Source organism: Rhodopseudomonas palustris, assembly GCF_003591005.1.
Classification (GTDB): Bacteria; Pseudomonadota; Alphaproteobacteria; order Rhizobiales; family Xanthobacteraceae; genus Rhodopseudomonas; species Rhodopseudomonas palustris_K.
Genome location: NZ_QYYD01000011.1, coordinates 88,129 through 114,630, shown reverse-complemented (window position 1 = coordinate 114,630; position 26,502 = coordinate 88,129). Strand labels below are relative to the sequence as shown.

Annotated in this window: 26 protein-coding genes; 11 read left to right on the top strand and 15 right to left on the bottom strand. The window is 65.9% G+C overall.

Going from position 1 to position 26,502, the window contains the following annotated elements; translation table 11 throughout:
- Positions 1–55: 55 nt before the first annotated feature.
- Genes D4Q52_RS12500 through D4Q52_RS12490 form a run of 3 tightly spaced genes read left to right on the top strand, consistent with a single transcriptional unit; the run spans position 56 to position 3,457 of the window.
- A complete protein-coding gene (locus tag D4Q52_RS12500; RefSeq protein ID WP_119856891.1) occupies positions 56–2,305 on the top strand; it encodes a transglycosylase domain-containing protein in 2,250 nt (749 codons plus the stop codon).
- 31 nt (positions 2,306–2,336) lie between these two features.
- Complete coding sequence (locus D4Q52_RS12495; RefSeq protein WP_119856963.1) at positions 2,337–2,915, top strand: DUF1214 domain-containing protein; 579 nt, start codon at positions 2,337–2,339, stop codon at positions 2,913–2,915.
- Positions 2,912–3,457 carry a DUF1254 domain-containing protein gene (locus D4Q52_RS12490; protein WP_119856890.1) on the top strand — a complete coding sequence of 182 codons (546 nt, stop codon included), beginning with the start codon at positions 2,912–2,914 and terminating at the stop codon, positions 3,455–3,457. The genes D4Q52_RS12495 and D4Q52_RS12490 overlap by 4 nt, the downstream gene beginning before the upstream one ends.
- Positions 3,458–3,807: 350 nt before the next feature.
- Here D4Q52_RS12490 and D4Q52_RS12485 read toward each other — a convergent pair whose 3' ends face one another.
- Both D4Q52_RS12485 and D4Q52_RS26750 read right to left on the bottom strand, forming a co-directional pair.
- Positions 3,808–4,584, bottom strand: coding sequence for a hypothetical protein (locus tag D4Q52_RS12485; protein WP_182915297.1), 777 nt, complete (start codon positions 4,582–4,584; stop codon positions 3,808–3,810).
- A gap of 13 nt (positions 4,585–4,597) precedes the next feature.
- Positions 4,598–4,798: a hypothetical protein gene (locus D4Q52_RS26750; protein WP_119856888.1), complete on the bottom strand. Its 201-nt coding sequence runs from the start codon at positions 4,796–4,798 to the stop codon at positions 4,598–4,600.
- 172 nt (positions 4,799–4,970) lie between these two features.
- Between D4Q52_RS26750 and D4Q52_RS12475 the strand changes: the two genes are divergently transcribed.
- From D4Q52_RS12475 to D4Q52_RS12465, 3 genes are all read left to right on the top strand, one after another.
- Complete coding sequence (locus D4Q52_RS12475; protein ID WP_119856887.1) at positions 4,971–5,483, top strand: hypothetical protein; 513 nt, start codon at positions 4,971–4,973, stop codon at positions 5,481–5,483.
- 79 nt (positions 5,484–5,562) lie between these two features.
- A complete protein-coding gene (locus D4Q52_RS12470) occupies positions 5,563–6,612 on the top strand; it encodes a polysaccharide deacetylase family protein (RefSeq protein WP_119856886.1) in 1,050 nt (349 codons plus the stop codon).
- Between the two features lie 145 nt (positions 6,613–6,757).
- Positions 6,758–7,726: a DUF2336 domain-containing protein gene (locus tag D4Q52_RS12465; protein WP_119856885.1), complete on the top strand. Its 969-nt coding sequence runs from the start codon at positions 6,758–6,760 to the stop codon at positions 7,724–7,726.
- Between the two features lie 444 nt (positions 7,727–8,170).
- Here the strand turns inward: D4Q52_RS12465 and D4Q52_RS12460 are convergent, their stop codons facing one another.
- The 3 genes from D4Q52_RS12460 to D4Q52_RS12450 are packed head-to-tail and all read right to left on the bottom strand — an operon-like array spanning position 8,171 to position 11,180.
- Complete coding sequence (locus D4Q52_RS12460; protein WP_119856884.1) at positions 8,171–8,518, bottom strand: DUF1491 family protein; 348 nt, start codon at positions 8,516–8,518, stop codon at positions 8,171–8,173.
- Between the two features lie 33 nt (positions 8,519–8,551).
- Positions 8,552–9,370, bottom strand: coding sequence for a peptidoglycan-binding domain-containing protein (locus tag D4Q52_RS12455; RefSeq protein WP_234831170.1), 819 nt, complete (start codon positions 9,368–9,370; stop codon positions 8,552–8,554).
- A complete protein-coding gene (locus D4Q52_RS12450; protein WP_119856883.1) occupies positions 9,363–11,180 on the bottom strand; it encodes a sensor histidine kinase in 1,818 nt (605 codons plus the stop codon). The genes D4Q52_RS12455 and D4Q52_RS12450 overlap by 8 nt, the downstream gene beginning before the upstream one ends.
- Positions 11,181–11,581: 401 nt before the next feature.
- Here D4Q52_RS12450 and D4Q52_RS12445 point away from each other — a divergent pair, with 401 nt between their 5' ends.
- Entirely contained in the window at positions 11,582–11,983 is a 402-nt protein-coding gene (locus D4Q52_RS12445) for a DUF5330 domain-containing protein (protein WP_119856882.1), read from the top strand.
- A 120-nt stretch (positions 11,984–12,103) separates the two neighbouring features.
- Entirely contained in the window at positions 12,104–12,532 is a 429-nt protein-coding gene (locus D4Q52_RS12440) for a SufE family protein (protein ID WP_119856881.1), read from the top strand.
- Positions 12,533–12,666: 134 nt separating this feature from the next.
- Here the strand turns inward: D4Q52_RS12440 and D4Q52_RS12435 are convergent, their stop codons facing one another.
- The 3 genes from D4Q52_RS12435 to D4Q52_RS12425 form a co-directional block, all read right to left on the bottom strand.
- A complete protein-coding gene (locus D4Q52_RS12435) occupies positions 12,667–13,263 on the bottom strand; it encodes a DUF6456 domain-containing protein (protein WP_119856880.1) in 597 nt (198 codons plus the stop codon).
- A gap of 260 nt (positions 13,264–13,523) precedes the next feature.
- Positions 13,524–13,943 (bottom strand): MucR family transcriptional regulator, encoded by a 420-nt coding sequence (locus D4Q52_RS12430; protein WP_119856879.1) that lies wholly within the window; start codon positions 13,941–13,943, stop codon positions 13,524–13,526.
- A 165-nt stretch (positions 13,944–14,108) separates the two neighbouring features.
- Entirely contained in the window at positions 14,109–14,969 is an 861-nt protein-coding gene (locus tag D4Q52_RS12425) for a hypothetical protein (RefSeq protein ID WP_119856878.1), read from the bottom strand.
- 255 nt (positions 14,970–15,224) lie between these two features.
- Here D4Q52_RS12425 and D4Q52_RS12420 point away from each other — a divergent pair, with 255 nt between their 5' ends.
- A complete protein-coding gene (locus D4Q52_RS12420) occupies positions 15,225–16,004 on the top strand; it encodes a class II aldolase/adducin family protein (RefSeq protein ID WP_119856877.1) in 780 nt (259 codons plus the stop codon).
- A gap of 248 nt (positions 16,005–16,252) precedes the next feature.
- On the opposite strand, the gene D4Q52_RS12415 is transcribed toward D4Q52_RS12420, so the two are convergent.
- From D4Q52_RS12415 to D4Q52_RS12385, 7 genes are all read right to left on the bottom strand, one after another.
- Positions 16,253–16,549 carry a DUF3325 domain-containing protein gene (locus D4Q52_RS12415; RefSeq protein ID WP_119856876.1) on the bottom strand — a complete coding sequence of 99 codons (297 nt, stop codon included), beginning with the start codon at positions 16,547–16,549 and terminating at the stop codon, positions 16,253–16,255.
- A complete protein-coding gene (locus tag D4Q52_RS12410; RefSeq protein WP_119856961.1) occupies positions 16,546–18,117 on the bottom strand; it encodes a PepSY-associated TM helix domain-containing protein in 1,572 nt (523 codons plus the stop codon). Before D4Q52_RS12410 ends, D4Q52_RS12415 begins: the two co-directional genes overlap by 4 nt.
- Positions 18,118–18,389: 272 nt before the next feature.
- Complete coding sequence (locus D4Q52_RS12405; protein WP_119856875.1) at positions 18,390–18,671, bottom strand: DUF3649 domain-containing protein; 282 nt, start codon at positions 18,669–18,671, stop codon at positions 18,390–18,392.
- Positions 18,668–19,390, bottom strand: a complete 723-nt coding sequence (locus D4Q52_RS12400) for a cobalt ABC transporter substrate-binding protein (protein WP_119856874.1) — start codon at positions 19,388–19,390, stop codon at positions 18,668–18,670. Before D4Q52_RS12400 ends, D4Q52_RS12405 begins: the two co-directional genes overlap by 4 nt.
- A 23-nt stretch (positions 19,391–19,413) precedes the next feature.
- A complete protein-coding gene (locus D4Q52_RS12395) occupies positions 19,414–21,726 on the bottom strand; it encodes a TonB-dependent receptor (protein ID WP_119856960.1) in 2,313 nt (770 codons plus the stop codon).
- 325 nt (positions 21,727–22,051) lie between these two features.
- Positions 22,052–23,458, bottom strand: coding sequence for a M20/M25/M40 family metallo-hydrolase (locus D4Q52_RS12390; protein ID WP_119856873.1), 1,407 nt, complete (start codon positions 23,456–23,458; stop codon positions 22,052–22,054).
- Positions 23,459–23,690: 232 nt separating this feature from the next.
- Positions 23,691–25,298: a helicase HerA-like domain-containing protein gene (locus D4Q52_RS12385; protein ID WP_119856959.1), complete on the bottom strand. Its 1,608-nt coding sequence runs from the start codon at positions 25,296–25,298 to the stop codon at positions 23,691–23,693.
- A 315-nt stretch (positions 25,299–25,613) separates the two neighbouring features.
- Here D4Q52_RS12385 and D4Q52_RS12380 point away from each other — a divergent pair, with 315 nt between their 5' ends.
- Positions 25,614–25,982: a DUF2267 domain-containing protein gene (locus D4Q52_RS12380; RefSeq protein WP_119856872.1), complete on the top strand. Its 369-nt coding sequence runs from the start codon at positions 25,614–25,616 to the stop codon at positions 25,980–25,982.
- A 19-nt stretch (positions 25,983–26,001) separates the two neighbouring features.
- Positions 26,002–26,409 carry a DUF4332 domain-containing protein gene (locus D4Q52_RS12375; RefSeq protein ID WP_119856871.1) on the top strand — a complete coding sequence of 136 codons (408 nt, stop codon included), beginning with the start codon at positions 26,002–26,004 and terminating at the stop codon, positions 26,407–26,409.
- Positions 26,410–26,502: the final 93 nt, after the last annotated feature.

Sequence of the window (26,502 nt, the reverse complement as noted above, 5' to 3'; positions counted from 1 at the left end):
CCGCAAGACAGATTGAGGCGCCGGCCCGGCGTCATACGTGATTGGTCGAAACCCGGTGCCGAAGATTCTGCCAGACAACTTCATGCAGCGCATCCGGAACTGGTTTCTGGACCTCGACGCCCGGCTCGACTCGACGCTGTTCTCCTCCGCGGCCGGCATTCGCGAATTGTGGGAACGCTTCGCCACCTTCATGGACCGGTTCTATGTCGGTCACTGGAAGCGCTGGGTGTTCATCGAGCCGCTGTCGGAAGCCGCCACCATGGGCGCCGGCGGCCTGCTCGTGCTGCTGGCGCTGGCCCAGCCGGCGTTCCGCGAGACCACCGACGAGGACTGGCTGAAGAAGTCCGACCTCGCGGTGACGTTCCTCGACCGTTACGGCAACCCGATCGGCAGCCGCGGCATCAAGCATAACGATTCGATTCCGCTCGAAGACTTCCCCGACAACCTGATCAAGGCGACGCTCGCCACCGAAGACCGCCGCTTCTACGACCATTTCGGCATCGACGTCGCCGGCACCGCCCGCGCGCTGGTGACCAACGCGCAGGCCGGCGGCGTGCGCCAGGGCGGCTCGTCGATCACCCAGCAGCTCGCCAAGAATCTGTTCCTGTCGAACGAGCGCACGCTCGAGCGCAAGGTCAACGAGGCGTTCCTGGCGATCTGGCTGGAGACCCGGTTGAGCAAGAACGAGATCCTCAAGCTGTATCTCGACCGCGCCTATATGGGCGGCGGCACCTTCGGCGCCGACGGCGCGGCGCATTTCTACTTCAACAAGTCGGTGCGCGACGTGAACCTCGCCGAGGCTGCGATGCTGGCCGGCCTGTTCAAGGCGCCGACCAAGTTCGCCCCGCACATCAACCTGCCCGCCGCGCGCGCCCGCGCCAACGTCGTGCTCGACAATCTGGTCGACGCCGGGTTCATGACCGAAGGTCAGGTGTTCGGTGCCCGACGCAATCCAGCTTCGGTGGTTGACCGCCGTGACGAGAATTCGCCGAATTACTATCTCGACTGGGCGTTCGACGAAGTCCGCAAGGTCGTCGACACGTTTCCGAAGTCCTACACCGAGCGAGTCTTCGTGGTCCGTACCACGATCGACATGAACGTGCAGCGCGCCGCCGAAGGCGCGATCGAAAACCAGCTCCGCCAGTTCGGCCGCGATTATCATGCAACGCAAGCGGCGACCGTGGTGTCGGATCTCGACGGCGGCGTGCGCGCGATGGTCGGGGGCCGCGACTACGGCTCCAGCCAGTTCAACCGCGCGGTCGACGCCCTTCGCCAACCCGGCTCGTCATTCAAGCCCTATGTGTACACGACCGCGCTGCTCAACGGCTTCAAGCCGACCTCGATCGTGGTCGATGGTCCGGTGTGCATCGGCAATTGGTGCCCGCAGAATTACGGCCACTCTTATTCCGGCTCGGTGACGCTGACCCAGGCGATCACCCGCTCGATCAACGTCGTGCCGGTGAAGCTGTCGATCACGCTCGGCGGCAAGGCCGGGCCGAAAGCCGGCCGCGCCAAGATCATCGAGGTCGCGCGCCGCTTCGGCATCAAGGCGCCGCTGATCGACACGCCATCGCTGCCGATCGGCTCGACCGAAGTGACCGTGCTGGAACACGCCGTCGCCTATGCGACCTTCCCCAACAAGGGCAAGGCGCCGACGCCGCATGCCGTGCTCGAAGTCCGCACCGGCGCCGGCGATCTGGTGTGGCGGTTCGATCGCGACGGCCCGAAGCAGAAGCAGGCAATTCCGGCTTCGGTCGCGGCCGACATGGCCGGCATGATGAGCCACGTGGTCAGCGAGGGCACCGCGCGCCGCGCCGCGCTCGACGGCATTCCGACCGCGGGCAAGACCGGTACCACCAACGCCTATCGCGACGCCTGGTTCGTCGGCTACACCGGCAACTTCAGCTGCGCGGTGTGGTATGGCAACGACGACTACTCGCCGACCAACCGCATGACCGGCGGTTCGCTGCCGGCGCAGACCTGGCACGACATCATGCTGGTGGCGCATCAGGGCGTCGAGGTGAAAGAACTCGCCGGCGTCGGCATGGGCACCAAGCTGCCAGCCTCGCCGGCCCAGGCCAATGCCCGCGCATCCGACGACGATAACAAGCCTGCGCCACCGCCTGTCTTGACACGAAAGGGCGCCGACATCCTGGTACGGGTCGAGAAAATGCTCGACGACGCCGCCAAGGAGATGGACAAGGCCGAGCCCGGCAAGCCGGTGTCGTCGAACTCCGTCGGCTATCCGGACAGCTTCGCCTCGGCCACCGATGGCGCGCCGGCGACGGCGCCGCGCAAGAATTGACGGCCGCGGCAAGCGCAAGGACGAGTGCAACGTGCGCCTGATCTTCTTCACTTTGCTGGCGCTGATCATCGCCGCGGGCGTCGGCGTCGGCGCCACCTGGATGACGGCGACCCGCGGCACCGATTTCGGCACGCTGACGATCGGCGCCTGGACCGCGCGGCCACGCGCCGGCACCGCCGAGATCGATCCCTATGCCCGCGCCTCGATCGCACGCAGCGGCGAACTGCCGATCGGCGCCGGCGACGGCATCGCCTTCATTGCGACCGCCGATGACAACAAGCGCGCGCTCGACGGCCGCTGCGACGTCGAGGTCAGCGGCGTCACGCCGCCGGCGCGGTTCTGGACGCTGACGCTGTACGATCCGCGCGGCGCGCTGATCGCCAACAGCGTGGAGCGCTACGGCTTCACCAGCCAGGAAATCGTCCGCTCCGCCGACGGCGAATTCAAGATCCGCGTTGCCGCGCGGTCGCGCGCCGGCAATTGGCTGCCGACCGGCGGCGTCGATCGCTACATCCTGATGCTGCGGCTGTACGACACCCCGGTCGGTGTCGCCACCCGCACCCAGCGCGACGCGCCGATGCCGGCGATCACCACGGTCGGCTGCCCATGATCCGTTTTCTCGCCACGATCATCGCCGGACTCGTGCTGGGCGGCATCGTGCATCTGGTCAGCGTTCTGGCGCTGCCGCGAATAGCCAGCCAGGACGCCTATGCGCGGCTGATGCCGCTGACCCAGGTCAACCAGGTTTCGCAGCTTCCCGAGATCTCGCCCGCTAATGCACCGCTGCCGTTTCTCGATCCAGCCTTCGCGGTCGCCGTCTGCCGCTACGATCTGTCGAACGGACCGCTGAAGCTGACGGTGCCGGTCAGCCCGGCCTACACCGCGGTGTCGTTCTACACCCGCAGCGAGATCGCTTACTATGCGATCAACGATCGTTCCGCCGGTCGCAAGGTGATCGAGCTCGACCTGATGACCGCCGAGCAGCACGGCAATCTGCCGGAAGACGAAGACGTCACCGCCGCCGACCGCCTGATCATCGACTCGCCGACGACGACCGGCCTGATCGTGATGAAGGCGCTGGCGTCGGAGCCCGGCATGATGAGCCAGGCCCGCGCGGCGCTGAATTCTGCAAGGTGCAGCCGGAGCCGGTAGCGAAGTCATGATCGCCTTAGTCGTAGGGTGGGCAAAGCGAAGCGTGCCCACGGCCGCCGGAACACGAACTACGTTGTTATGACTTTGCGCCGACACGGCCTTGCGCGTCTTCGCCGCCCCTCCCTCCGGCACGCCTAACTAACAACTCCGCCTCCGTCATGGCCGGGCTTGTCCCGGCCATCCACGCCTTTTCCTGAAGGCCGCCACTGCAAAGGCGTGGATGCCCGGGACAAGCCCGGGCATGACGCGTTGATATGTAGTCGATTTCATGAGCGCTTCGCCGCTCGGAGAGTGCTTGCGTCAACGCGCGCTGACGCTCGTGTGAGGAGAACGCGCGCAGTGCGCTCTCGTTACCCCTTCGACACCAGCACATGCCCCCGCGCCGGCCCCGCCGGAAGCGCGAGGTTCGCGGCCTGCACTTCCAACTCCGCGATCAGGCGATCGGCGTCGGCCGCGACCCCATCGGGCGCCATGATCACCAGGCGCTCCAGCGCCCAGCGATAGGATGAGGCGCGCTGGTGCAGGCATTGCTGCACCCATTGAATGATCAGGGCGTTCTCTTCCATCCGGCCGATCGCGTCGGCGCGTTCGCGGGGCGACAGATCCGAGACGTATTTCAGCGCCGCCGCGCGCTTGCGGTCCATCTCCACGACGCGCATCGCGGTGAACTTGAACGGCTCGAAGCGGGTGAGGTCGTTGCGGATGTCTTCGTTCAGCGCGGCGTAGCGCGAGGCGTGCGAGCGATGCGGCTCGTCGACCAGCATCTTGCCGTAGGCGCTGCGGTCGAACGGCGGCGATTGCCGCCACGGCGCGGCGATCGGCTGGTAGTCGCCGAACACGGTCTTCCACGCCGGCCGCGAGCGCGGCGGCTCGATCAGCGGATAGGCCATGTCGCGCAGCGTGCGCTCGTCGTCGGTGAGTTGGAAATCCGACGGCCGGGCGCCGACGCTGCCGGTCGCCTCGATGCCGATCCAGCGGTGCATGTCGTCGGTGACGAAGTCCCCACGGGTCCGGCCGAAATCACCGCCCGCGCAGCCGCCGAGTGTCACACAGAGTGCCGCGAGCATCGTTGCTGCACGCAGGACGCGATCGCCACCGATCAGGGTATCGTGACGAGTCGCACCCATCGCTTCGGTCAGTTCAGGACCGGGCGCGGCGACGGCGACGGCGCGGCGGCGTATCGCCCTGCTCCGGTCCGCGGCCGTCCTGCGAGGGAGCATGACGCTCGATCCGCACGACCGGAAGGATCACCACTGTCGCGCGGTGGCCCGGGGGCGGGACCATGGTTGAGCCCGACCGCCGCGCCGACGCGTCTGCCGGGAATTCAAGGATGGTGCCCATATCGACCTCTCACAGCCCTTCCTGATTTGGTGTGATGCAGGGCCATTAAGTCGCGTTATGGTTAATGCGTTGTTAATGTCGCCGGAATGGGCAGTTGCAACTGCCGCGCGCGAAATGCTATTTGTTCCCTGTGGGGCGGGAACTTCACGCGGACGCGAGGCTTTAGACGTCCATGACCGAGATTCCACCGTCAGACTTCCGGTCGCGTGCGTTGTCCACGATCGGAGCCCAGCCGATTGCGATCACTGCGGCTGCATTGGTCCTGATCGTTTCCGGCATCGGCGCGATCTTCTTGTGGCGAGTGGCCACCGGCATGACGCCGGAGACTGACCGCGTCGCCGCCGGCCGGCAGATACAGGTCCGCGTCGCACAGACGTCCGAACAGATCATGGAAAAGGCCAAGGGCCTCGAAATGTCTCAGCAGGAGTCGATCGATCAGTTGCAGGCGGTGCAGGATCAGCTCCGCACCTTGGAGCAACTGATCACCGCGCAACGCAACGAGACCAAGAAGCTGTCCGATCAGGTCGCGGAAATCGGCAGCAGCCTTGATACTTTGCGGCAGTCCTACGCCTCCGCGCAGCCCGGCGACACCGCCGAACGCCCCGCTGCGACGAAGCCTTCGGCCCGCTCCGCACGTGTCAAAGCGCCGAAGTCACCGCGAAAACGAACAAAAGCACGTCGCTGAGCGACAATAAAAACCCCGGCTTAACCATTTCGCGAGCAAGTTGACGCTGGTTGGCGGCAATCATGTTCGGGAGTTGAGTATGCGTAGGGTTGCGGTGTTGACGGCCGGCTGCAGTGCGCTGGCCGTTCTGGTCGGCCTCGGCGCGGGTCGCGCCTATTTCTCGGCTCCGAGCGCGCCGACCGCGGCCGCATCCGCCGAGCTCACCACCGGAGCGATCGCAACGCGCTGGCCGACACCCGCTTCAGAAGCGCCGAAGTCGCCGGCGCCGCCGATCCAGCCGGTCGTCGCCAAGGAGCCCGCCACGATGCCGGCGCCGGCGCCCGTCCCCGGACCGGCGCAGCAGGCTTGCAATAATCCCAATGCGCTCGGCATCTCGCGCACCGTCGAGATCGATACCACCGGCGGGCCGGGCCTCGGTCTGTCTCAGTATCGCGACTACGACTTCCTGGAGCCGGGCGAAGTCGCGCTGACGTTCGACGACGGCCCTTGGCCGGTGAACACGCCGGCGGTGCTGACTGCTCTCGCCAACGAGTGCGTCAAGGCGGTGTTCTTCCCGATCGGCAAGCATTCGAGCTGGCATCCGGCGATTCTCAAGCAGGTCGTGGCCGCCGGCCACACTGTCGGCTCGCACACCTGGTCGCACGTCAATCTGGCGATCAAGCCGTTCGCCGAGGCCAAGACCGAGATCGAGAAGGGCATCAGCGGCACCGTGCTGGCCGCCGGCCAGCCGACCTCGCCGTTCTTTCGCTTCCCGCAGTTGCGCCAGACGCCGGAGCTGAAGGCCTATCTCGGCGAACGCAACATTGCGACGTTCTCGATCGACATCGACTCCGAGGACTTCCGCATCCACAAGCCGGAGCAGCTGATCAGCGGCGTGATGACCAAGCTGAAGAAGGCCGGCAAAGGCATCATCCTGATGCACGACTTCCAGAAGTCGACCGCACAGGCGCTGCCCGAACTGCTCTCCCAGCTCAAGGCCGGCGGCTACAAGGTGGTGTTCATTACCGCCAAGGATCGTGTGACGACGCTGCCGGAATACGACGCGCAGGTGCAGCCCGCGCAGCAGCCGACCGCCAGCAATGCGCGGCCGATCAACAGCGTCATCCGCACGGTCAGCGGCGCGAAGTAATTCTCAACGTTCGCGATGAGGACGCGGCGGTTCGCTCGCCGCGTCAACGCCTGCTCGGATGATGCTGATTAACAAAGCGTTTTGCTTAACGCGGCATTAAACAGGCTGGGCTAGATTCCGCGTAGTTGCCCTCATTTGCGACGTCATGACCCAGTCAGCACCATTCCCAGGATTCGACGGCCTGATGTCGCTCTCGCGCCGCGAGGGCATCGACATTCGTCCGACGTTGCTGCGCGTGCTGACCGATCTCTACGTGCAGAGCGCCGCTCACACGCGAGAGGAAGAGCAGCAGTTCGTCGAGCTGACATCGCGGCTGATCGACGAGGTTGACGACGCGACCTTGGCCGCCGTGCGCGCCCGTCTGTCGATCTACCCGCACACGCCGGATGCCATCGCGCGGCGGCTCGCTCTTCGTAGCGCGGCCGAGCAGCAACCAGCTCAGGCCGCGACGATCGCTACCCACGCGGCAACACCGGCTGACCGCCCGGCGCGTCCGGCGACCGAGGCCGAGCAGCGTGTCGCCGCGCTGCCAATGCAGCCCGACGATGCGGCGCAGATCAGCGACATGTTTTTCGCCGCCGCGCCGCGTGAGCGCGCCCTGATCCTGCACAATCTCGCCGAGGCGCCGCTTCGTCCTGCTGTGCGGATTCCCGCGCCGCGCGCCAAGCGGGCGATCGAGACGCTGCACATGGCGGCCTACGCGCAGGATGCCGAGAACTTCACCGCCGAACTGGGCGACGCGCTGATCCTGGCCACGGCGACGGCCGATCGCGTCGTACGCGACCCCGGTGGCGAGCCGCTGGCCTGCGCCCTGAAGGCGCTCGGCATGAGCGGCGCGGTGTTCGAACAGGTGCTGATGTTCCTCGATCCGGAGCACGGCAGCTCGGTCGATTGGGTGTACCGGCTGTCGCGCCTGTACGACCGGCTCGACGAGCGCACTGCGCTGGTGATGATCGCGGCCTGGCGCGGCGCCACCGTCGCAAACGCCCGCGCCAAGTATCGCGCGCTGCTGCACGACGACGAGCGCCACCGCGCCCGCGCCGGCACGTCCCACAGCGCCCGCCCGGCAGCTCAGCCCGGCACCCTGCCCTCGCGCACCGGCACCAGCCGCTGACGCTCGTAAGCCCAGCGCAACCCGGGATTCACAATCCGCGCTATCCGCGCTGTACTGAGTCTTCATCCTGAGAGCCTGACTCAAAACTAAAGTCGACATATCAGCCACACTTTGCGGTCCGCTAATTTGCTCACAAACTCCGTCATGGCCGGGCTTGTCCCGGCCATCCACGCCTTTGCAGCATTTCCTTCAGCAAGGCGTGGATGCCCGGCACAAGGCCGGGCATGACGCGCGGATAGGAAAGTGCCTAATTTTAAAGGCCGCATTTTCGGCCAGGCTCTGAGGAGCACGGCGAAGCCGGGCGTCTCGAAGGCTGGGGCCACGCTGGACCAGCAGCCATGGTTCGAGACGGCGCTTCGCGCCTCCTCACCATGAGGTTGTGCTTGTGGCAGCAAAGCTCACGGCTCGTTCTGCATCAGAACTGAACCGATCCACTTCCGTCCGTCAGCCCTGCTTGGCCAGATCCAGGAAGTGTCGGCCGGCGCGATCTTCGGTTTCGATGATCCAGACATCCGGATCGAACCGGATCTCCTTGGCGAGTCGCTCGTCCACCGCGGCCTCAGCCTGCGGCTGCGGCGACACCGGCGCGAACACCCGCTCGAACGGACGGCTGTCATCGTAGGCGGTCTGCGGCGCCGGTGCGTAAAGCATCGCCGTGCGGTCGGGCAGCACCACTTTGACGAACACCGCGCCGGCCTCTTCGGCGCCACGCCGGCTCACCGCGCCGAACACGCCCTCGCTTTGGCAGCGGCGCAGATAGGCGGATACCCAGATCGAGCTTTTCAGTCGCATGGCGTGAGGTTTAGGCCGAAGCGCGGCACAGCGCTAGTCGATCGCTCGCCCGGTCACCATACCGAGCTCCCGCACCAGCCGGTCCGAGACCTGCCCGGTGACCGGCATCCGCCGGGCGCGCTCGAAGCGCTGGATCGCGGCCTGGGTGTCGGAGCCGACATTTCCGGTCGGCTTGAGCTGGCCGTAGCCATACTCCGTCAGTGCGCGCTGCACGGCGGCAATGCGGCGCGACGAGCTGATCATATCGCCGACCTGGTCACGCGACGCCGCAGCTGGAATTGCCGCCGGAGGGCGCGGCGCATTCGATGCGGTCGACGAAGCCGCCGCGGGCGCCGGCGCCGCGGCGCGCGGCTGGGTGGTGCGCTGAACCAGGCTGCCGAGCGGATCGCCGGCGTCGGCATCGGCCGTGCGGGTGCGATCGACACGGCGAGTGTCGGGCTTGCTGTCGACGTGCTTCGGCTCGGCCGCGCGGGACTCGGTCGGCTTGGCGTCGGCGGTTTTGGACTCGGACGGCTTCAGTTCGGTCGGACTCGGCTCGAGCAGCGCGGGATCCAGCGTCTTGCTTTCCTGGCGCGGCTCCGCCGGCCGCGGACGCGGCAGCGTCACCACCGAGATGGAGGCGGACGCGGCGCTGCGGCCGAACATCGGCGACGGATGCTGGCCCGCTTGCATGAAGATCGCGTTGGTGATGATCGCCACCACCGCCGCGGAGGCGAACATCCCGGCGACGACGTCGCGCGGACTGCTCATTAGCAGCCGCATCGCGAAGCCGCGTTCGTCGCTGTCCGCGACGGCTGCCACAGCTGCACCGCGACGGCGCGGCGCTTCGTCGTCCTTCCGTCTTTTAGGCACTCTTCTTCACCTGATAGTCCTGCAGTTTCGGTCCGGCCGGCTGAACCGGCGCTAGCGTGGTCACGTTGCTGATGATCGGCTGCGCCAGCGGCAGCGACACCGTCACGATGGTGCCGCGGTCGACTTCGCTGCTCACCTCGATAGTGCCGCCATGCAGGCCGACCAGGCTTTTGACGATCGACAGGCCGAGACCGGTGCCTTCGTGGCGACGCTGATAGATCGTGCCGGCCTGGAAGAACGGATCGCCGAGCCGCTTGAGATCCTCGGCCGCGATCCCGACCCCGGTATCGCTGACGCGCAGCACCAGCCGCGCCCCCTCGACCACCGCTTCGACCGACACGACGCCGCCGCGCTCGGTGAACTTGATGGCGTTCGACACCAGATTGAGCAGGATCTGCTTGAACGCCCGCGGGTCGCCGACGATTTCGGGCAGGTTCTCCGGCGCGCGCGTCACCAGATCAATGCCGTTTTCGCGGGCTTTCAGCGCCAGCAGATTGCAGCAGTTCAGCAGCGCCGGTCGCGGTGCGAACGGCTCCGGCGCAATCTCGAAATTGCCCGACTCCATCTTCGACATATCGAGGATGCCGTTGACGACCGACAGCAAATGCTGACCGGAATCGTTGATCAGCTGCGCGTATTCCTTGCGCCGCTCCGGCGCCAGCATCAGTTCGTCCTCGTGCAGGATCATGTCCGAGAAGCCGATGATCGCGTTGAGCGGTGTGCGCAGCTCGTGGCTCATGGTCGCGAGGAAGCGCGCCTTCGCGGCGTCGGCGCGGATCGCCTCGGCGCGCGCCTGTTCGAGGGCCTCCTCCTGCAGCTTGCGGTCGGTGACGTCGCGCATCACTGCGACCACGCCGTTGTCGCCAGGCTTCGCCGCCGCACCGGCTTCGAACGGCCTGCAGCGCATCTCGAGCCAGACGAATTCCGACGCCACCGGCCGACCGCGGTCGTCGCGGGGCACGTCGCGGCGGACGCGGAACTCGACGCTGCGAGCTTCGCCGCGCGCGGCGTCGGACAATGCCTTCAGATAGGCCGGCCGGTCGGCCACGTGCACGCGATCGAACAAGCCGTGCCCGAGCAGCCGCTGCGCCGGCTGACCGATCAGCGCTTCAACCGCGGGCGAGATGAACTGTACGTCGCCGCTGCGGGCGTGGCGCGAGATCACGTCGCTCATATGCAGCGCCAGCAACCGGTAGCGTTCTTCCTCGACGCTCAGCAGCGTATCGCTGGTGCGGGCCAGCGATTCGGCGCCGAACGCCAGCCCGGCCGCATACAGCGTGGCAGCGGCGACGCTGATCGCCATCACGGCGCCATGCGAGAGATCGGCGACATCGGGCGCCGGCAGCCAGCCGATTTGTCCGGCGGCGATCAGCACCGTGGCGCAACTCAGCGCCAGCGCGGTGGCAAAGCCGACGACGCGGCGGGACGCCGACAGCGCGGCTTCGAGCGGCACCAATACCAGCCAGATCGCCGCGAAGGATTCGATACCGCCGGTCAACGCCGCGATCACCATCACTAGGCTGGCGAGTGACAGCGACGACAGCACATGCGCGCTTTCGTAGCGCCCGGTGCGCGACAGGAACCAGGACAGCAGGATCGGCGCGATCAGCCAGACGAACGCGAGCGCTTCGAGCGCGCTCGGCGCGCCGCGCACCACGAGATACACGGGAAACGCGGCGAGCGCCGCGAGGCTGCCCAGAAGACGCGGCGCGATGAAGGCACGATGCCGCGCACTCGCCAGCGCATCGAACCGCGCCGACGGATGCAGCAGTGTATCGAGACACTCGCTGATGATCTTGGATATTGCCACGCGGTCCGCGCTCGCTGTCGCCTCGTGACGGGGGACGGTACCCCCGTTTCTGGTTGGCTCACCGTGTCAGAGCCACCTTAAACGAACGCTAAGGCGTTCAGCGACAGAGCGATGCGTGCGGGAATGACCCGGGATCGGCGCCGCATTCGGCGAAGGATGGTGAACACTTGGTTTCAATGCTGATGCGCTATGGTTTCGAATTCATAGCCGTTCGCCGCGCATGATCCGGAAGGCCGTGCTTCATCAATCGAATGTTTACGCCGAATCGTTTCACCGCGGTGTTGAGACGGATTTTGCTCGAATTGTAAGTAACCAAAACACGCTCGGTTCATTGAAGAGGAGTTAGGCAAGGGTCGAGCTGCAAGACCAATCAAACGCGGATTGGACGACGGGGTCGCGAGATGTTTTTCCTGCTTCGATTGACGTTCTGGCTCGGGCTGGTCCTGGTGCTACTTCCTCGGGACCAGACTCCGGAGTCCGAGAAGCTGCCGCAGGTCGGTGCGTCCGAAGCCGTGTCAGCCGCATCCGCTGCGGTCTCCGACTTCACGCAATTCTGCAAGCGTCAGCCCGCGGCCTGCGAAGTCGGCGAACACGCCGCCACTGTGATCGGCCATCGCGCGCAGGAAGGCGCGCGCAAGGTCTATAAGATGATCATCGACAAGCGCAGCAGCGACCAGACCAGTTCGATCGGCGGCGACGATTCCGACGACGCACGCCTCGGCTTTGCCCCGCGCGACACGCTCGTGCCCGCCGATCTCGCCATCGAATGGCGACTCGAACAGGTCGCCGTCCGCAGCAACTGAGCCGGCCGCATTCCGACTTTCCGATGAGGCTGCGATCTCGCTTTCGAGGCGCGGCAATCCCATATATCTGGTACGGAGAGGTTCCACCTTGGGAGCCGCGACGAGCAGATACGGGCCATCATGACGATCGACGAAATCAGGGACAATTTCGCACTGCTGGACGATTGGGACGATCGTTATCGCTATGTGATCGAACTCGGCCGCACCCTTGACCCGATGCCCGAGGAGGAACATTCCTCCGCCAACAAGGTCAATGGCTGCGCCAGTCAGGTCTGGCTGTCGCGCAGGACCGGCCGCAACGGCGCCGACGAGCCGGTGCTCAGCTATCTTGGTGACAGCGACGCGCATATCGTGCGCGGGCTGATCGCGATCTTGCTCACGCTGGTGTCGGGCCGTACGCCGAAGGAAATCCTGGCGGCCGAGCCGATCGCGGTGTTCGACGAACTCGGCTTCCGCGAACATCTGACGCCGCAGCGCTCCAACGGGCTGCGCTCGATGATCGAGCGCATCAAGGCCGACGCCCAGCAGGCGCTGGCGGCATCGGCCTGAGAAACTCGGCCGAGAGTTCGATCGCTGAAATCGCTCTTGGAACGGCGTCATTGCGAGCGCAGCGAAGCAATCCAGTTCCGAGCGCGGCGCTGGATTGCTTCGCTGCGCTCGCAATGACGGATAACGTGGTCGGCTCACCCGACCACGAACTGCTCTTCGGCGAGCCAACTGCGCAGCTTTGGGTTGACGGCGCCGGAGGTCGGCGCCAGCCCGTAATGCCGCGCCAGCCGCTCGAGCGCCAGTTGCAGCACCACCTTGGCGGATCGGGTCGGCCAGCCGCGCTCGCGCTCGACATCTTCCAGCCCGCGCAGGAAGCAACACACGTCGAGCAGGATGCCGGAGAATTCCGGCCCGCAGGCCGCAACCGCATTCTGCACCCGCTGCCGTGACGCCACCACCAAATCGGTCATCTCGCCTGCCCCGCCACTGCCCGAGCGCCCCGTGGGGGCGCCCCAGTTTGAGGTTACGCGGGGTGTCAGGTTGCCGCGGGTGAAGTCGGCGCGCAGCCGCTCGCCGGCGACGAACTGATGTGCGCTGATCAGGCTGCGCCCGTCCCGCCCCTTGCGCCGCGCCAGCCAGGCGAGCGGGCTCTCGCGCTCGTCCACCGTAACGCGGGCCAAGCCCTGCTCGGTCATGATCTGGCATTCCGCCACAGACAAATGCTGCGCACGAAACCCGCCGATTTCGGCGACGTCCTGCACGGCTTTGGCCGGAGTCTTGCGGCGCTTCATCGGCCGCCTCCCGCCGCAGGGGTAGCGCGATCGACAGCATGGCACCCGTTCGCTGCCCGTGCTTGATCGCGACCTTCACCAAAACGAGCGGCTCTGCGCCGCCAGGCTGACATCGGCATCGCTCGCGCCTCACCTGAGATCCTCAATAGGGAATATATTCTCAGATGATGACGGCAAGTCAACCCCTAGATGCCAATCTTCGGATTTTTTTCCTCGAAGTGCAAGACTGGTTGCGGAGCGGCCACCTGCCCGCCGACCATTTATTTGCCGCGGCGGCGACGCTGCTGGCCGAGGCCCATTTTCTTCGCGAGCTGCGAGCGCTCCACTGCATAGTTTGGCGCCACCATCGGATAGTCCGGTGGCAGACCCCACTTCTCGCGGTATTGCTCGGGGGTCATCTTGTACTGCGTGCGCAGATGCCGCTTCAGCGATTTGAAGCGTTTGCCGTCTTCCAGGCAGATCAGATATTCCGGCGTCACCGATTTTTTCAGCGGCACCGCGGGCTTTGACGGCTCCGCAACCGGCACCTCGGGCCGTCCGGCGGATAGTCGCTGCAGCGCCGTGTGCACCTGGCCGATCAAGCCGGGAAGATCGCCGGCGGGAGTCGGATTGTTGCTGACATAGGCGGAGACGATGGTCGCGGTCAGTTCGATGAAGCTCTTGCCCGCGGGGTCACTCATGGGAAATCCAATCGTCTCGGGACCGGCGACGGATCCCGCCCCCAGTCGAATCTCGTCGGTTGCTTAAACGATGATCAGCACGGCCGGCGCGAAACGCAACCGGGACCTTGCTGCGAGCCAGCTTGTAGGGCGCGCCGTTCTGTCGGCGCAAGGTAGACCAACAGCTTAGCTGCGCTGCTCGAGATGCTCGCGCAGCGCGTCGATCGATTCGAACCGCATCATGCCCTCCGGCATCTGCGCCTCGATCGACCCGTCCGAATACAGCGAATACGCCATGCCATCGACCACGCCCGATTTCAGCACGGTGACTTCGGTCATCTCTTCGCTGCGCGGCGCCGGCGTCGGCGTCGGCTCTCGCCGCAGCCGCTCCGGCTGGTCTGTCGGCGCCGGCTCGGCGGCGGCGTCGGCTCCGCCCAGCAGCGAGCGGCGCTTACGCGGCCCGGCTTCGTCGCGCGACCGATCCGGCTGCGGCCAGGCTTCCTCGAAGTTGCGCACGGTGGTGGTCGGCGGCGAGGCGTCGCCGTCGCCGCCCGCCTGAGCGGCACGCTCGCGGCGCGTGGTCGATGCGAACAGCAGATTGCGCTTCTTCGGCGACGCCTCAGCGGCCGGAGGCTCGGGCGCACGCACGCGGGATTGGTCGCGGGCGGCATCGTCTTGCCACGGCGGCGCGGATGGGCTGGCCACCGACTCGCGGCCGGTCTTGGGCTCGGCGGGTGGCGCGATCTCGGGCTCGGAGCGGTCGCCCGGGAACAGCAGGGCATCGCCAGCTTCACGTTCCGAGGAAGTCGCGAGCGGGAGCGACGGACGTGGTGTGGATGCGCCCGCTGCCGCGGTGACAGCTGCAAGGGCACGGATCTGGCGGCCGACCGCATACAGCCCGACCAGGATCGCGCCGGTGCATCCCCCGATGACGCCGGACAGGATCAAGGTGTTGCCGAAGCTGAATTCCTTGACCGGAACGCCGTAAACGATCGACGCCAGCCCGGCCAACAGGAACACAATCCCCGCGCCCAGCAGAAAAACCATTCCAAACTCCCGTGCCGCCGCAGCAAGCGCGGCGGTCGCCAAGCCACGATAACGTCATATGAACGTGATCGGCAATCATCGTTCCCGTTTGCAAACAACTTGTTGGCGGGCTTTCGACGTCAGACGGCGACGCCGTTGGATACGTCCGACTGCCCGTGACCGTTCATGACTGCCGCGCGCTGGGCCGCTTGCTGCGAAACAATCGCAGCGTTACCGTGACGGCAACCATCATCGAACAACCCGGGAGAGAACGCCATGTCGCCAGCCGAAGCCCGTCTTAAGGAAGTGCCGTCGCAGATGACCGAGGCGGAATGGGAGCAGCGCGTCAATCTTGCCGCCTGCTATCGCCTCGTCGCCTATTACGGCTGGGACGATCTGGTCGACACGCACATTTCGGCGCGCGTGCCCGGCCCGGAGCATCACTTCCTGATCAATCCCTATGGCCTGATGTTCGACGAGATCACGGCGTCGAGCCTGGTCAAGGTCGACCTCGACGGCAATCAGCTCAGCGACAGCCCGTATAAGATCAATCCCGCCGGCTTCACCATCCATTCGGCGATCCACGAGGTGCGCGAGGACGCCGGCTGCGTGCTGCATCTGCACACACCGGACGGTACCGCGGTGTCGAGCTGCATGGACGGGCTGCTGCCGCTGAACCAGACCGCGCATTTCGTCACCGGCGACCTCGCCTACCACGACTACGAAGGCGTCGCGCTGGACCACGACGAGCGCCCCCGGCTGCAGCGCGACCTGGGCGACAAGAACCACATGCTGCTGCGCAATCATGGCACGCTGACGGTCGGCCGCAGCGTCGCCTCGGCGTTCGAGCGGATGTATCACCTCGAGCGCGCCTGCACGATGCAGGTCCGCACCCGGATGCTCGGCCCGACCGCCTACCCGATCGAAGAGCTCGCGGTCGACAAGAACCACGCGCTGATGACCAACCGCGACGCGATGGAACTGCGCTCGACCAAGCTGGTTTGGCCGCCGCTGCTGCGCAAGCTCGACCGCATCGACCCGAGCTACCGGACCTGAGCGGCACTACCACCGCCTCGTCATTGTGAGCCACCGGGTCGGCGCAAAGCGCCGCCCGATGACAGGCTCCGCGAAGCAATCCAGCGTCACGAGGTGAAGCCTGGATTGCTTCGTCGCTTCGCTCCTCGCAATGACGGCAAAGGTCCCGGTTGAAATTCACCGAAGCGACGCTATCTTCGTCGCATCACCCTCTACGCTTTTCGGATCTCAAACGCCGCCCAATTCCGGGCGGCGTTTTTGCGTGAGAGTCAGCGCCGCGCGGACGCGCCCTGCGCGTTTCGTCCGACGATGATCAGCGCCACATAGACCAGTGCCGCGGCCAGCGTGGTATGTCCGCTGAACATCACCAGTCCGAGCCCCCAGCCGCGCACTGTCACCAGCATCGTCAGTGCGATCAGCAGCGCGATGCTGCCGGCGATGCGCAGCGCCAGGACGGTTCGGTGCGGCAGTGATCCGCGCAGGATTTCACGCTGCGGCCGCCGCGTCGCCAGCGCGAGCGCGCCAAACCCCGCCAGGCTGAGTGTCAGCGCGAACGGATGGATCATCGCGCCGCCTCGCTGGTCGCAATCGCGCCAACTCCGCGCGGCGGCGCTTCGTCGCGGCTGCGTGTGCCATGCCGCGCCGTGCGGATCGCCAGCACGGCATGCAGCAGCGCCAGAGCACAGCACATCAACTCAACGCCCGCGAACGCCCAGTCACCATCCGCGAGGCTGCGCCACAGCGGGCGCTGCGTCGTCGCAGCGTTGAGCACCGGCACCAGCGCCAGCAGCACGGTGGCCGCCCAGAGTTGCTCGCGCCAGGCGGCCTTTGCCGGACGTAGCAGCGCGTGCAGCAGCGTCACGCCCCAGACGATGAAGAAGACGTGGATCTCCCAGAACGCCCGATCCGGCATCGGCAGCGGCAGCAGCCGGTTCGCCCACAGGAAGGCCGTCATGGCGATCGACAGTCCGGCGATGCTGGCGATGTTCAGTCGCTCGACCAGACGAAAGCCGAAATACGGATGCGCAGGGTCGGGAAGCTTCTGCCGGCGCTTCACCGTCCACATCACCAGCCCGGTGCCGACCATCGCGGTGCCCATCAGGCTGGCGATGAAGTACAGCCAGCGCGTCTCGACATCGCTGAAGCGGCCCAGATGCAGCGCATACAACACGCCGCGCGTCTCTGCTGCGGCGCCGACCCGGTCGTGCGCCGCGAGCAGCCTGCCGCTGACGCCGTCGAATTCGAGATAGTCCGGGCTCATCGATACCCGCCCGGCATCGCCGCGCGTCACGGCAATGCGCGCCGTGGCGTCGCCCGGATTGGCGGCGTTGACGCGGCCGATATTCGCCGCGCCCCAACGCTCCTGCGCCTGGCGCACCATCGGCTCGATCGATGCCAGCGGCGCCTGCGCGCCGCTCGGCTTGCCGGCCGGAATGAAGGCACTGAGCTGCGCGCTGAGTTGCTGGCGCTCCGCGGGGGTCTTGATCGCGGCGCGCTCGCCCCACGGCATGTACAGCGCCATCAGCGTCACCAGCCCGGTGTAGGTGATCATCACGTGGAACGGCAGGCCGAATACCGAAAGCGCATTGTGCGCGTCGAGCCAGGAGCGCTGGCCCTTGCCCCAGCGGAACGTGAAGAAGTCGGTGAAGATCTTCTTGTGAGTGATCACGCCGGCGATGATCGCGACCAGCATCGACATCGCCGCGAGCCCGGCGAGCCAGCGTCCCCAGAACGGCGACATGTAGTAGAACTGGAAATGGAAGCGATAGAAGAAATCGCCGCCGAGCGTGCCGCGGGCCTCGACGCGATGGCCGGTCACCGGGTCGAAATGCCCCTCGCCGAACGCCCGCGCGCCCTGCCCGCCGCCGGGAAGTCGCCAGAACGCATAAACGCTGTTGCTCCGCCCATCCGGAAGCTTCAGGCTCCATTGCGTCGCGCCGGGTGCGATGCGGCCGAGTTCGTCGGCAACGCGCTGCGCCACCACCGCCGGATCGACCGGCTGAACCAGCCGCGGCAGTTCCGGCCGCATCCACTGCGACAGCTCGTCCTTGAAGAACGACACCGTGCCGGTGAGAAACATCGCGTACAGCACCCAGCCGAGCAGCAGCCCGGTCCAGGTGTGCAGGCCGGACATGCTCTGCCGGATGCCCCGACCGGCTTCGCGCTGAGTGCTGTCCGCTTTCACCGCGCGCCTTTCTTTGGACGTTGACCGCGAGTCTGGTCGATCAAATCAGGCACGTCCCTCTCCACGCGTCATGCCCGGCCTTGTGCCGGCATCCGCGCCTCGTAACACCAGCCACGAAAAGGCGTGGATGGCCGGGACAAGCCCGGCCATGACGAAACTTGGCGCTGTTGGAAAACGCACAGGAGCTGTCAGTTCTGCTGCCTGCATTCTCAATGACACTTTCAGGACGCCAACCAGGTCAGCGGCGCCAGCGCCGCGGCGACGATCAGCAGGCCGATCCACGCCGTCAGCGCGCGACGCACGGCGAACACCCAGATCACCGCGCCGGCATAGATCGCAAAGCTCGCCAGCTGCCCGGTGAGCACCGCCTGCGGTTTGCTGATCGGCAGCGCCAGCACGGCGAGGCTGAACAGCGCCGCGATGCCGTATCCGCCGAGCAGCGCCGCGACGATCCGCGAGATCAGCGGACCGGTGCGCCGCACCCGCTCGGCCACCGCTGTCATTTCGGCGCGGCCGGCTTCGCCGGCGCACCCGCCGGGATCGGCGGCAGGCCGTCGGCCTGCACGAAAGTGACGGAGGTGGCGTAGCTCACCGCGTCGTACTTCTCCCCGCCGCGTTCGCCCGCTGTCTTGTCGTTGACGCTGACCTCGGCAACGTAAACGCCCTTCCACGGCATCTCGAAGCTGACCAGGCCCTGTGCGTCGGTGTGTTCTTCCTTGGCCCAGCCCGACTGCGTGGTCAGCGTCACCTTGGTCTTCGGCTTCGGCTGATCCTTGAACACCAGCTTGAACTGGCCCGCCTGCCCGGTCGGCACCAGATCGAGTAGCAGTTTGGGCTGCTGCGCCGCCGAGTTGGTGACGAAGCGTGCGGCCGGGTAGAACCAGTTGCGGACGTCCTTGTCCTGCTGCTTCCACGTATACAGCGGATAGTTCGCGTCTTCGGCGACGATCGAGTCGCCGGCCGAAGCCGAGAACGGCAATGTGAAGCCGTCCGCGGTCTTGCTGGCATCGGCCTTCTGCTCGCCCTTGGCGGAGAGCAGTGTCGCCGTCACCTTGCCGAACTTGTCGAGCAGACCCGGCGAGGCTTCGCGCAGATTCTCGCCAAACTCGCCGAACCGCACCACCGCGTTCTGACCGTCGGCCTGCTCGATCCAGATCTGGTGCGCCTGCGCCGGCAGCATGCTGCCGAGCAAGGCGACGATCGTGAGCGAAAGTTTGTTCATCTCGTCACCTGTGAGTTACGCGATCAGAAATCGAACGCCGCGGAGAGAATGTAAGTGCGCGGCGCGCCGACCGTCTGGAATCCGCCGGTGGTGAGCCAATAGGTCTCGCCGGTGAGGTTCTCGATATTGGCACGGAAGGTCACCGGCTTGCCGGTGAGCGCAGTCGTGGTGTAGCGCGCGCCGATGTCGAGCCGGGTCCAGTCGGAAAACTTCTGCCACGCCAGATTGGCGGTCGTCAGATACGACCCCGACGTGTAGATGACGCGCCCGTTGAGCGCGAGGCCGCGCACCCAAGGCGTGTCCCAATCGAGACCACCGGAGAACGTCTTGTCCGGCACGCCGGGCGCGTCATTGCCACGCTCCAGCGGATTGGTCGGATTGGTCAACTCGGGCTTCAGGAACGTCGCGCTCGCCAGACCACGCAGGCCGGGCAGGATCTCGCCATAAGCGTTGAGCTCGATGCCGCGGTTGCGCTGCTCGCCGTCGTAAGCGCGGACATTGGCGGCAGTGGTGATCAGGCTCGGCCGGGTGATCTGAAACACTGCCACCGTGGTGGTGATGGTGCCCCAGTCGACCTTGACGCCTGCTTCCTGTTGCTTCGATTTGTACGGCGCCAGCACGGCGCCAACGTTGGCGAAGCCCGGCCCGACGATGGTGCCCTGGCTGAGGCCTTCGGCGTAGTTAGCATACAGCGACACGTTGTGCCACGGCTTGACGACAATGCCGGCGAGCGGCGTCGTGGCGCTGGCGTCGTAACCGCTGGTCCGCGCACCGGTCGTGGTGTTGAAGCTGTCGACCTTGACGTGCTGCTGGCGCGCGCCGAGCGTGAGCAGCACAGCGTCGTTGAGGAACGACATCGTGTCGGCGATCGCGACGCTGGTGAGCGTGGTGTCCGACGACAGCCGCGGCGCATTGCGCGGCGATGTCACCGGCGGCAGCGGCGACGGGTAGTAAATGTTCGAAGGCACCGACGTGCTCGATGCGACATAGGCGTTGCCAGCCTCCTGGTTGAAGCCGGTATACGCGATGTTCACCGAATGGCCGATGAAGCCGGTGCTGAACTTCGAGCGCAGGCCGGCATTGCCGCTCACGGTCTGCGTGTAAGAGTCATAGAAGCCGTTGACCGCGCGGAAGTTGCCGAACTGATCGACGCCACTCGGGAAGCCAGGGACGCGGGAATCCGGGAAGGTCTGATAGTTCTCCCCCTGGCGATAGCCGAGGCCACCATAGGCGGTCAGCCAGTCTGTGATGTCGTATTCGATGCCCGACGCGATAGTATGGTCGCGTTGATTGAGCGTTGTTCCAGGGTACCAGTTGGACCGCGCATCTGGCGGCGCCGGCAGGAACGGCACGGCGGGGTTGATGCCGATTTGTGGCCGGAAGTTCTTGGTGTCATCGTTCTGAGTGATCGCATCGAGCGTCCAACGCAGCCGATCGCCCCGATAGTCCAGCGACAGCGCCGCGACGCCGCTGCGCCAGTTGCCATCGTCGATCGAGGCCTCGCCATTGCGCGCAACGCCGTTGAAGCGGACGCCCCACTCCTTGTTGGCGCCGAAGCGCTGGCTGGAGTCGAGCTGCACACCGTAATTGCCGGCGCTCATGAAATACGGCGTCACACGCGCGAATGGGATTTCGGTGGCGCGCTTGCTGACGATGTTGATGGCGCCGCCGACGCTGCCGCTCGGCGCGATGCCGTTGATCAGCGCACCCGGCCCTTTCAGCAGCTCGATGCGCTCAATGATCGGCGCCGGCACGCGGCTGGAGGAGATCAGGCCGTACAGGCCGTTGAAGCCGACGTCGCCCGACGGCACCGAGAAGCCGCGGATCTGGAAGGTGTCGTCAAAACCGTTCGGGCCGGTGCTGGCCCGCACAGAGGCGTCATTGATCAGCGTGTCGGCCGCGGTGCGCGCCTGCTGATCGGCGATCAGCTGCGACGTGTAGCTCACCGTGCTGAAGGGCGTATTCATCACGCTGGTGGAACCGAGCAGGCCCAGCGTGCTGCCCTGCGCGACCTGGCCGCCCGCATAGGCCGGCGCCGGTGCGCCGATCGTGCGCGTGCTTCCCATTGTGGTCGGCGGCGCCACCGGCACCGGCGCACGCTCCGGTGCGGGACGCGGCACCACGCGGGCCGCGCGCTGCGGCGCTACGCGCGGCCGCGCGGCCGGCGCGACGCGTGCGCGCTGCTGCGGCGCATCGACCGAGACCGGCGGCAGCACCCGCGATTCCGAGCTCTGCGCCGCGCTTTCCGACGCGCCCACACCAGTCAGGCAGATCGACATCACCCCCGTCGCGACGCCGAAGTACCAACGATTCTTGTTGTTGTTGAAGTAACTCACCGGATGCCCCCAGTTCACATTCTTCGACGTGACTAGGAGATCGGCGCCTACGAAACAACGCGGCGAATTTAGAATGCCTTCAGGTTGCGAGAGCGCCCGATACCGCGCGGCCATCAAACATTAGAAGACCTCTAACGTATGCGCGGACGTGCGTAGTGGCGCCGAGCCGCGCGATTTTTCGGAAGCGGGAGATTCCGACGGTATGACAGCGCCTTCCGATCGACGGCGCTGTCCAGCACGATCGCTGCAGCAGACCTGTCGCGCGAAGGGCACCGACCGGATCGCACGCGGTCGCCTTTTACCTGTGGCGTTCTGCCGCGCTGCGTCAGCGCGGCGTCTCGGCGAGCGCGCCGAGGATCCGCACCCAGGACCGGATGCCCTTCTGGAAGCTGTTGAGGTCGTATTTCTCGTTCGGTGAGTGAATGTTGTCGTCGTCGAGCCCGAAGCCGATCAGGACGCTGTCGAGGCCGAGCGTCCGCTTGAAGTCGGCGACGATCGGGATCGAGGCGCCGGAGCCGATCAGCACAGCGTCCTTGCCCCATTCGTCCGTCAACGCACGCTTCGCCGCGGCGAGCGGCTTCATGTTCCAGTCCAGCGCGATCGCCGCGCCGTTGGAATGGTCGAGGAATTCGGCGCGGCAATCGCCCGGCAGCTGCGCCGTCACGAAGGCGCGGAACGCGTCGCGGATCTTCAGCGGGTCCTGGCCTTCGACGATACGGAACGACACCTTCGCCGACGCCTCGGCGGCGATCACCGTTTTCGAACCCTCGCCGGTGTAACCGCCGACGATGCCGTTGATGTCGCAGGTCGGCCGTGAGATCAGCTGCTCGATCAGCAGACGATCGTCCTCGCCGGCGGGGATCGACAGTCCGATCGGCCCAAGGAAACTCTCTGCCGTCAGATTGAGACTCTTCCACTGCGCCAGAATCTCCGGCGGCAGATCCTTCACGCCATCGTAGAAGCCGGGGATGGTGATGCGGCCGTGCTCGTCGTGCAGGCCGCCGAGGATGCGCGTCAGCACGCGGATCGGATTCTGCGCGCCGCCGCCGTAGACGCCGGAATGCAGATCGCGATTGGCGGCCTTGATCTTCACCTCTTCATAGACCAGCCCGCGGAGCGCGGTGGTGATCGCCGGCGTCTGCGGGTCCCACATTCCGGTATCGCAGACCAGCGCGAAGTCGGCGGCGAGATCGGCCTTGTTGGCTTCGAGGAACGGCACGAAATTCTTCGAGCCGACCTCCTCCTCGCCTTCGATCACGATCGTCAGGTCGATCGGCAGTTCGCCGGTCACCTGCTTCCAGGCACGGCAGGCTTCGATGAAAGTCGACAGCTGGCCCTTGTCGTCCTGTGCGCCGCGCCCGACGATGATCTTGCGGCCGTCGGCGTGGTCGGTCACCACCGGCTCGAACGGCGGCCGGTGCCACAGCTCGAGCGGATCGACCGGCTGCACATCGTAGTGGCCGTAGAACAGCGCATGCGGCCGCGCGCCGGAGTTGCCCTTGGACGTGGCGACGATCGCCGGGTGCCCCGCGGTCTCGCGCACCTCGGCGTCGAAGCCGAGCGAGGCGATGTCGGCGCACAGATGCAGCGCCGCCTTGCTGCATTCAGCCGCGTAAGCCGGATCGGCCGAGATCGACTTGATCCGCAGCAACGCGAACAATCGCTCCAGCGCGCCATCAAAATCGGCATCGGCGTGGGCGAGAACGGATTGAAGCTGCGAGAGGGCGGACATGAGGCTTTCCTTGCATTATTCGCGGGACAGGCGAGCGACGTCAGGCACTGTGATATCAACTCGTCATGCCCGGGCTCGTCCCGGGCATCCACGCCTTTCGGCCGTGCCGCTCGCGAAGGCGTGGATGGCCGGGACAAGCCCGGCCATGACGGATCATAGGCAAATTGTTTGATCTATGAAGCTGTGTGATTGCAGCACACGACTGCAGTCAGACAAGCCCTTTCACTTTCGCTCACTTCCGCAGCATCCCGCCCAGCGTCCCGCGCACGATCGAGCGGCCGACGGTGCTGCCGAGAGAGCCGCCGACTTTCTTGCCGAGTTCGGCGGCGAGGCCGCCGACCACCGTGGTGGCGACGGTGCGGGCGACGCTGCGTGCCACGACCTGGCCGGTCGTCAGCTTGCCGCGCGGCGTATTGGTGCCGAATACGGTCGACATCAGGCTGCCGAGTTGGCCGAACAGCCCGCCTTCATTCGGAGCAGCGTCGGCGCCGGAGGCTTTGCCTTCGAGCCGGTCGCGCAGCTTTTCGTAGGCGGATTCGGAATCTATCGCGGTGTCGTATTTTCCCTTCACCGGGCTAGCGGCGATGATCGCCTTGCGCTCCTCTGGCGTGATCGGCCCGATCCGCGCTGCCGGCGGACGGATCATGACCCGTTCGACCATGGCCGGCGTTCCGTTGCCTTCGAGGAACGACCCCAGCGCTTCGCCCTTGCCGAGCTCGGTGATCGCCTTGGCGGTGTCGAGCCTCGGATTGGGGCGGAACGTCTCGGCCGCCGCCGCCACCGATTTCTGATCGCGCGGCGTGAAGGCGCGCAGCGCGTGCTGCACGCGATTGCCGAGCTGCGCCAGCACACGGTCCGGCACGTCGATCGGGTTCTGCGTCACGAAGTACACGCCGACGCCCTTGGAGCGGATCAGCCGCACCACCTGCTCGATCTTGTCCATCAGCGGTTTCGGCGCATCGTTGAACAGCAGATGCGCCTCGTCGAAGAAGAACACCAGCTTCGGCTTGTCGGGATCGCCGACCTCGGGCAGTTCCTCGAACAGTTCGGACAGCATCCACAGCAGGAAGGTCGCGTACAATCTTGGATTGCTCATCAGCTTGTCGGCAACGAGGATGTTGACGAGGCCGCGGCCCTGATTGTCGGTGCGGATGAAATCCTTCAGCTGCAGCGCCGGCTCGCCGAAGAAGCTTTCGCCGCCCTGGTTCTCCAGCACGAGCAACTGCCGCTGGATGGTTCCGACGGTCTGCTTGGTGACGTTGCCGAGCGCCTGCGCGGCCTGGCGGATGTCGGCATTGACGTCGCCGTTCTCGGCGACCTTGGCGGCGATCGGCGCGATCGCGTCGAGCATCGCGCGCAGATCCTTCATGTCGACCAGCGGCAGGCCCATGTCGTCGGCGACGCGGAACGCGACGTTGAGCACGCCTTCCTGCACGTCATTGAGATCGAGCATCCGCGACAGCAGCAGCGGCCCCATCTCCGACACCGTGGCGCGCACCGGGTGCCCCTGTTCGCCGAACACGTCCCAGAACACGGTGCTGAACTGATCGGGCTGGAACGTCAGCCCGATCTCCTTGGCGCGTTTCAGGATGAAGTCCTTGGCCTCGCCGGTTTCGGCGATGCCCGACAGATCGCCTTTGATGTCGGCGGCGAATACCGGCACGCCGGCGCGCGCAAAACCTTCTGCCATCACCTGCAGCGACACCGTCTTGCCGGTGCCGGTTGCGCCGGTGACGAGGCCGTGGCGATTGGCGAGGCCGAGCGTCAGCCACGCCGGCTGCTCGCCCTTGCCGATAAAGATCCTGCCGTCGGTATCGCCGTTACCGGTTTCGCTCGCCATCGTGTCGTGTTCCTCGCGCAGACGCCGGAGCATCATCATCGTCTCCGTGCGCTGCATATCCTGCATAATGAAGACAACTTCTCAACGCTGCTGCATCGCAGACCAATTGCCGCGGCGAACACGTCGCAAATCGTCCAGCTTTAATCTGTTGGTAGCCAGCTCTGGGCAAGAACGCACTTGCAATGTTGCAACACTCGATTCGAATCCCCGCCTCGCGGCGGCTTCTCCTGCGTGCGTTGCTTGTGTTTCGAAGCGCGGGAGATCAGGATGATCGGACAAGTACAAATCCGGCGGAAAACCGGCGGCGGGGGCGTAATGGATGAGTTGATTGAGCGGTTGGCCGACAAGGCCGGCCTGGAGAAAGCTGTTGCCGGCAAAAGCGTCGGCATCATTCTCAGCTTCCTCCGCAGCGAGGGTCCCACAGCCCATGTCCAGGCTCTGATCGACAGCATCCCCGGCGCCGACGCGGCGATCGCGTCCGCCGACAGTTCGCGCAGCACGCTCGGCCGGCTGATGGGCGGCGGCGTGATGGCGGTCGGCACCAAGCTGATGGGGCTCGGCCTCGGCATGGGAGACATTCAGAAGCTCGCGCGCGAGCTGTTCCATATCGGCCGTGAGAAGATTGGCGTCGAGCGGATGAACGAGATCATCGCCGGCACGCCAGGCCTCCGCCAGTTCACCTGACTCCCAGTTCCCGAGTATCATGACATACCCTATCTCCCAGATTGACGGCATCTCCACAGCAGCAGCCGCCAAGCTGAAATCCGTCGGCATCCGCACCACCGAAGCCCTGCTCGAAGCCGCCAAAACGACGCGCGGACGTAAGGCACTCGCCGCCAAGACCGGCCTCAGCGAGCAGCAGTTGCTGGAATGGGCCAACATCGCCGACTGCATGCGCATCCCCGGCATGGGCAAGGCCAAAGCCGAATTGCTGCGCGCCGCCGGTGTCAACACGCTGCGCGAATTCACCCACCGCAACCCGGCGCGGCTGGCGCAGAACATGAAAGAAGCCAACCTGCAGCGCAAATTGCTGCGCGCCCTGCCGTCCGAAAAGGAAGTCGGACAGCTGATCGAGCAGGCCCGGAAGCTGCCGCTGAAGATCAGCTACTAATCGCCCGGGCATCGTCATTGCGGTCATTGCGAGCGCAGCGAAGCAATCCAGACGCGCCGTGCACGAAGCTGGATGGCTTCGCTACGCTCGCCA

Coding starts and splice junctions, on each gene's coding strand:
- D4Q52_RS12415 (WP_119856876.1), bottom strand. CDS start 16,549: ATGATCCATCCGTTCGCGCTGACACTCAGCCTGGCGGGGTTTGGCGCG.
- D4Q52_RS12490 (WP_119856890.1), top strand. CDS start 2,912: ATGATCCGTTTTCTCGCCACGATCATCGCCGGACTCGTGCTGGGCGGC.
- D4Q52_RS12410 (WP_119856961.1), bottom strand. CDS start 18,117: ATGTCCGGCCTGCACACCTGGACCGGGCTGCTGCTCGGCTGGGTGCTG.
- D4Q52_RS12430 (WP_119856879.1), bottom strand. CDS start 13,943: ATGAGTGACCCCGCGGGCAAGAGCTTCATCGAACTGACCGCGACCATC.
- D4Q52_RS12385 (WP_119856959.1), bottom strand. CDS start 25,298: ATGGCGAGCGAAACCGGTAACGGCGATACCGACGGCAGGATCTTTATC.
- D4Q52_RS12420 (WP_119856877.1), top strand. CDS start 15,225: ATGTCGCCAGCCGAAGCCCGTCTTAAGGAAGTGCCGTCGCAGATGACC.
- D4Q52_RS12465 (WP_119856885.1), top strand. CDS start 6,758: ATGACCCAGTCAGCACCATTCCCAGGATTCGACGGCCTGATGTCGCTC.
- D4Q52_RS12475 (WP_119856887.1), top strand. CDS start 4,971: ATGACCGAGATTCCACCGTCAGACTTCCGGTCGCGTGCGTTGTCCACG.
- D4Q52_RS12425 (WP_119856878.1), bottom strand. CDS start 14,969: ATGGTTTTTCTGCTGGGCGCGGGGATTGTGTTCCTGTTGGCCGGGCTG.
- D4Q52_RS26750 (WP_119856888.1), bottom strand. CDS start 4,798: ATGGGCACCATCCTTGAATTCCCGGCAGACGCGTCGGCGCGGCGGTCG.
- D4Q52_RS12485 (WP_182915297.1), bottom strand. CDS start 4,584: ATGGGTGCGACTCGTCACGATACCCTGATCGGTGGCGATCGCGTCCTG.
- D4Q52_RS12390 (WP_119856873.1), bottom strand. CDS start 23,458: ATGTCCGCCCTCTCGCAGCTTCAATCCGTTCTCGCCCACGCCGATGCC.
- D4Q52_RS12380 (WP_119856872.1), top strand. CDS start 25,614: ATGGATGAGTTGATTGAGCGGTTGGCCGACAAGGCCGGCCTGGAGAAA.
- D4Q52_RS12375 (WP_119856871.1), top strand. CDS start 26,002: ATGACATACCCTATCTCCCAGATTGACGGCATCTCCACAGCAGCAGCC.
- D4Q52_RS12445 (WP_119856882.1), top strand. CDS start 11,582: ATGTTTTTCCTGCTTCGATTGACGTTCTGGCTCGGGCTGGTCCTGGTG.
- D4Q52_RS12470 (WP_119856886.1), top strand. CDS start 5,563: ATGCGTAGGGTTGCGGTGTTGACGGCCGGCTGCAGTGCGCTGGCCGTT.
- D4Q52_RS12440 (WP_119856881.1), top strand. CDS start 12,104: ATGACGATCGACGAAATCAGGGACAATTTCGCACTGCTGGACGATTGG.
- D4Q52_RS12435 (WP_119856880.1), bottom strand. CDS start 13,263: ATGAAGCGCCGCAAGACTCCGGCCAAAGCCGTGCAGGACGTCGCCGAA.
- D4Q52_RS12460 (WP_119856884.1), bottom strand. CDS start 8,518: ATGCGACTGAAAAGCTCGATCTGGGTATCCGCCTATCTGCGCCGCTGC.
- D4Q52_RS12400 (WP_119856874.1), bottom strand. CDS start 19,390: ATGAACAAACTTTCGCTCACGATCGTCGCCTTGCTCGGCAGCATGCTG.
- D4Q52_RS12405 (WP_119856875.1), bottom strand. CDS start 18,671: ATGACAGCGGTGGCCGAGCGGGTGCGGCGCACCGGTCCGCTGATCTCG.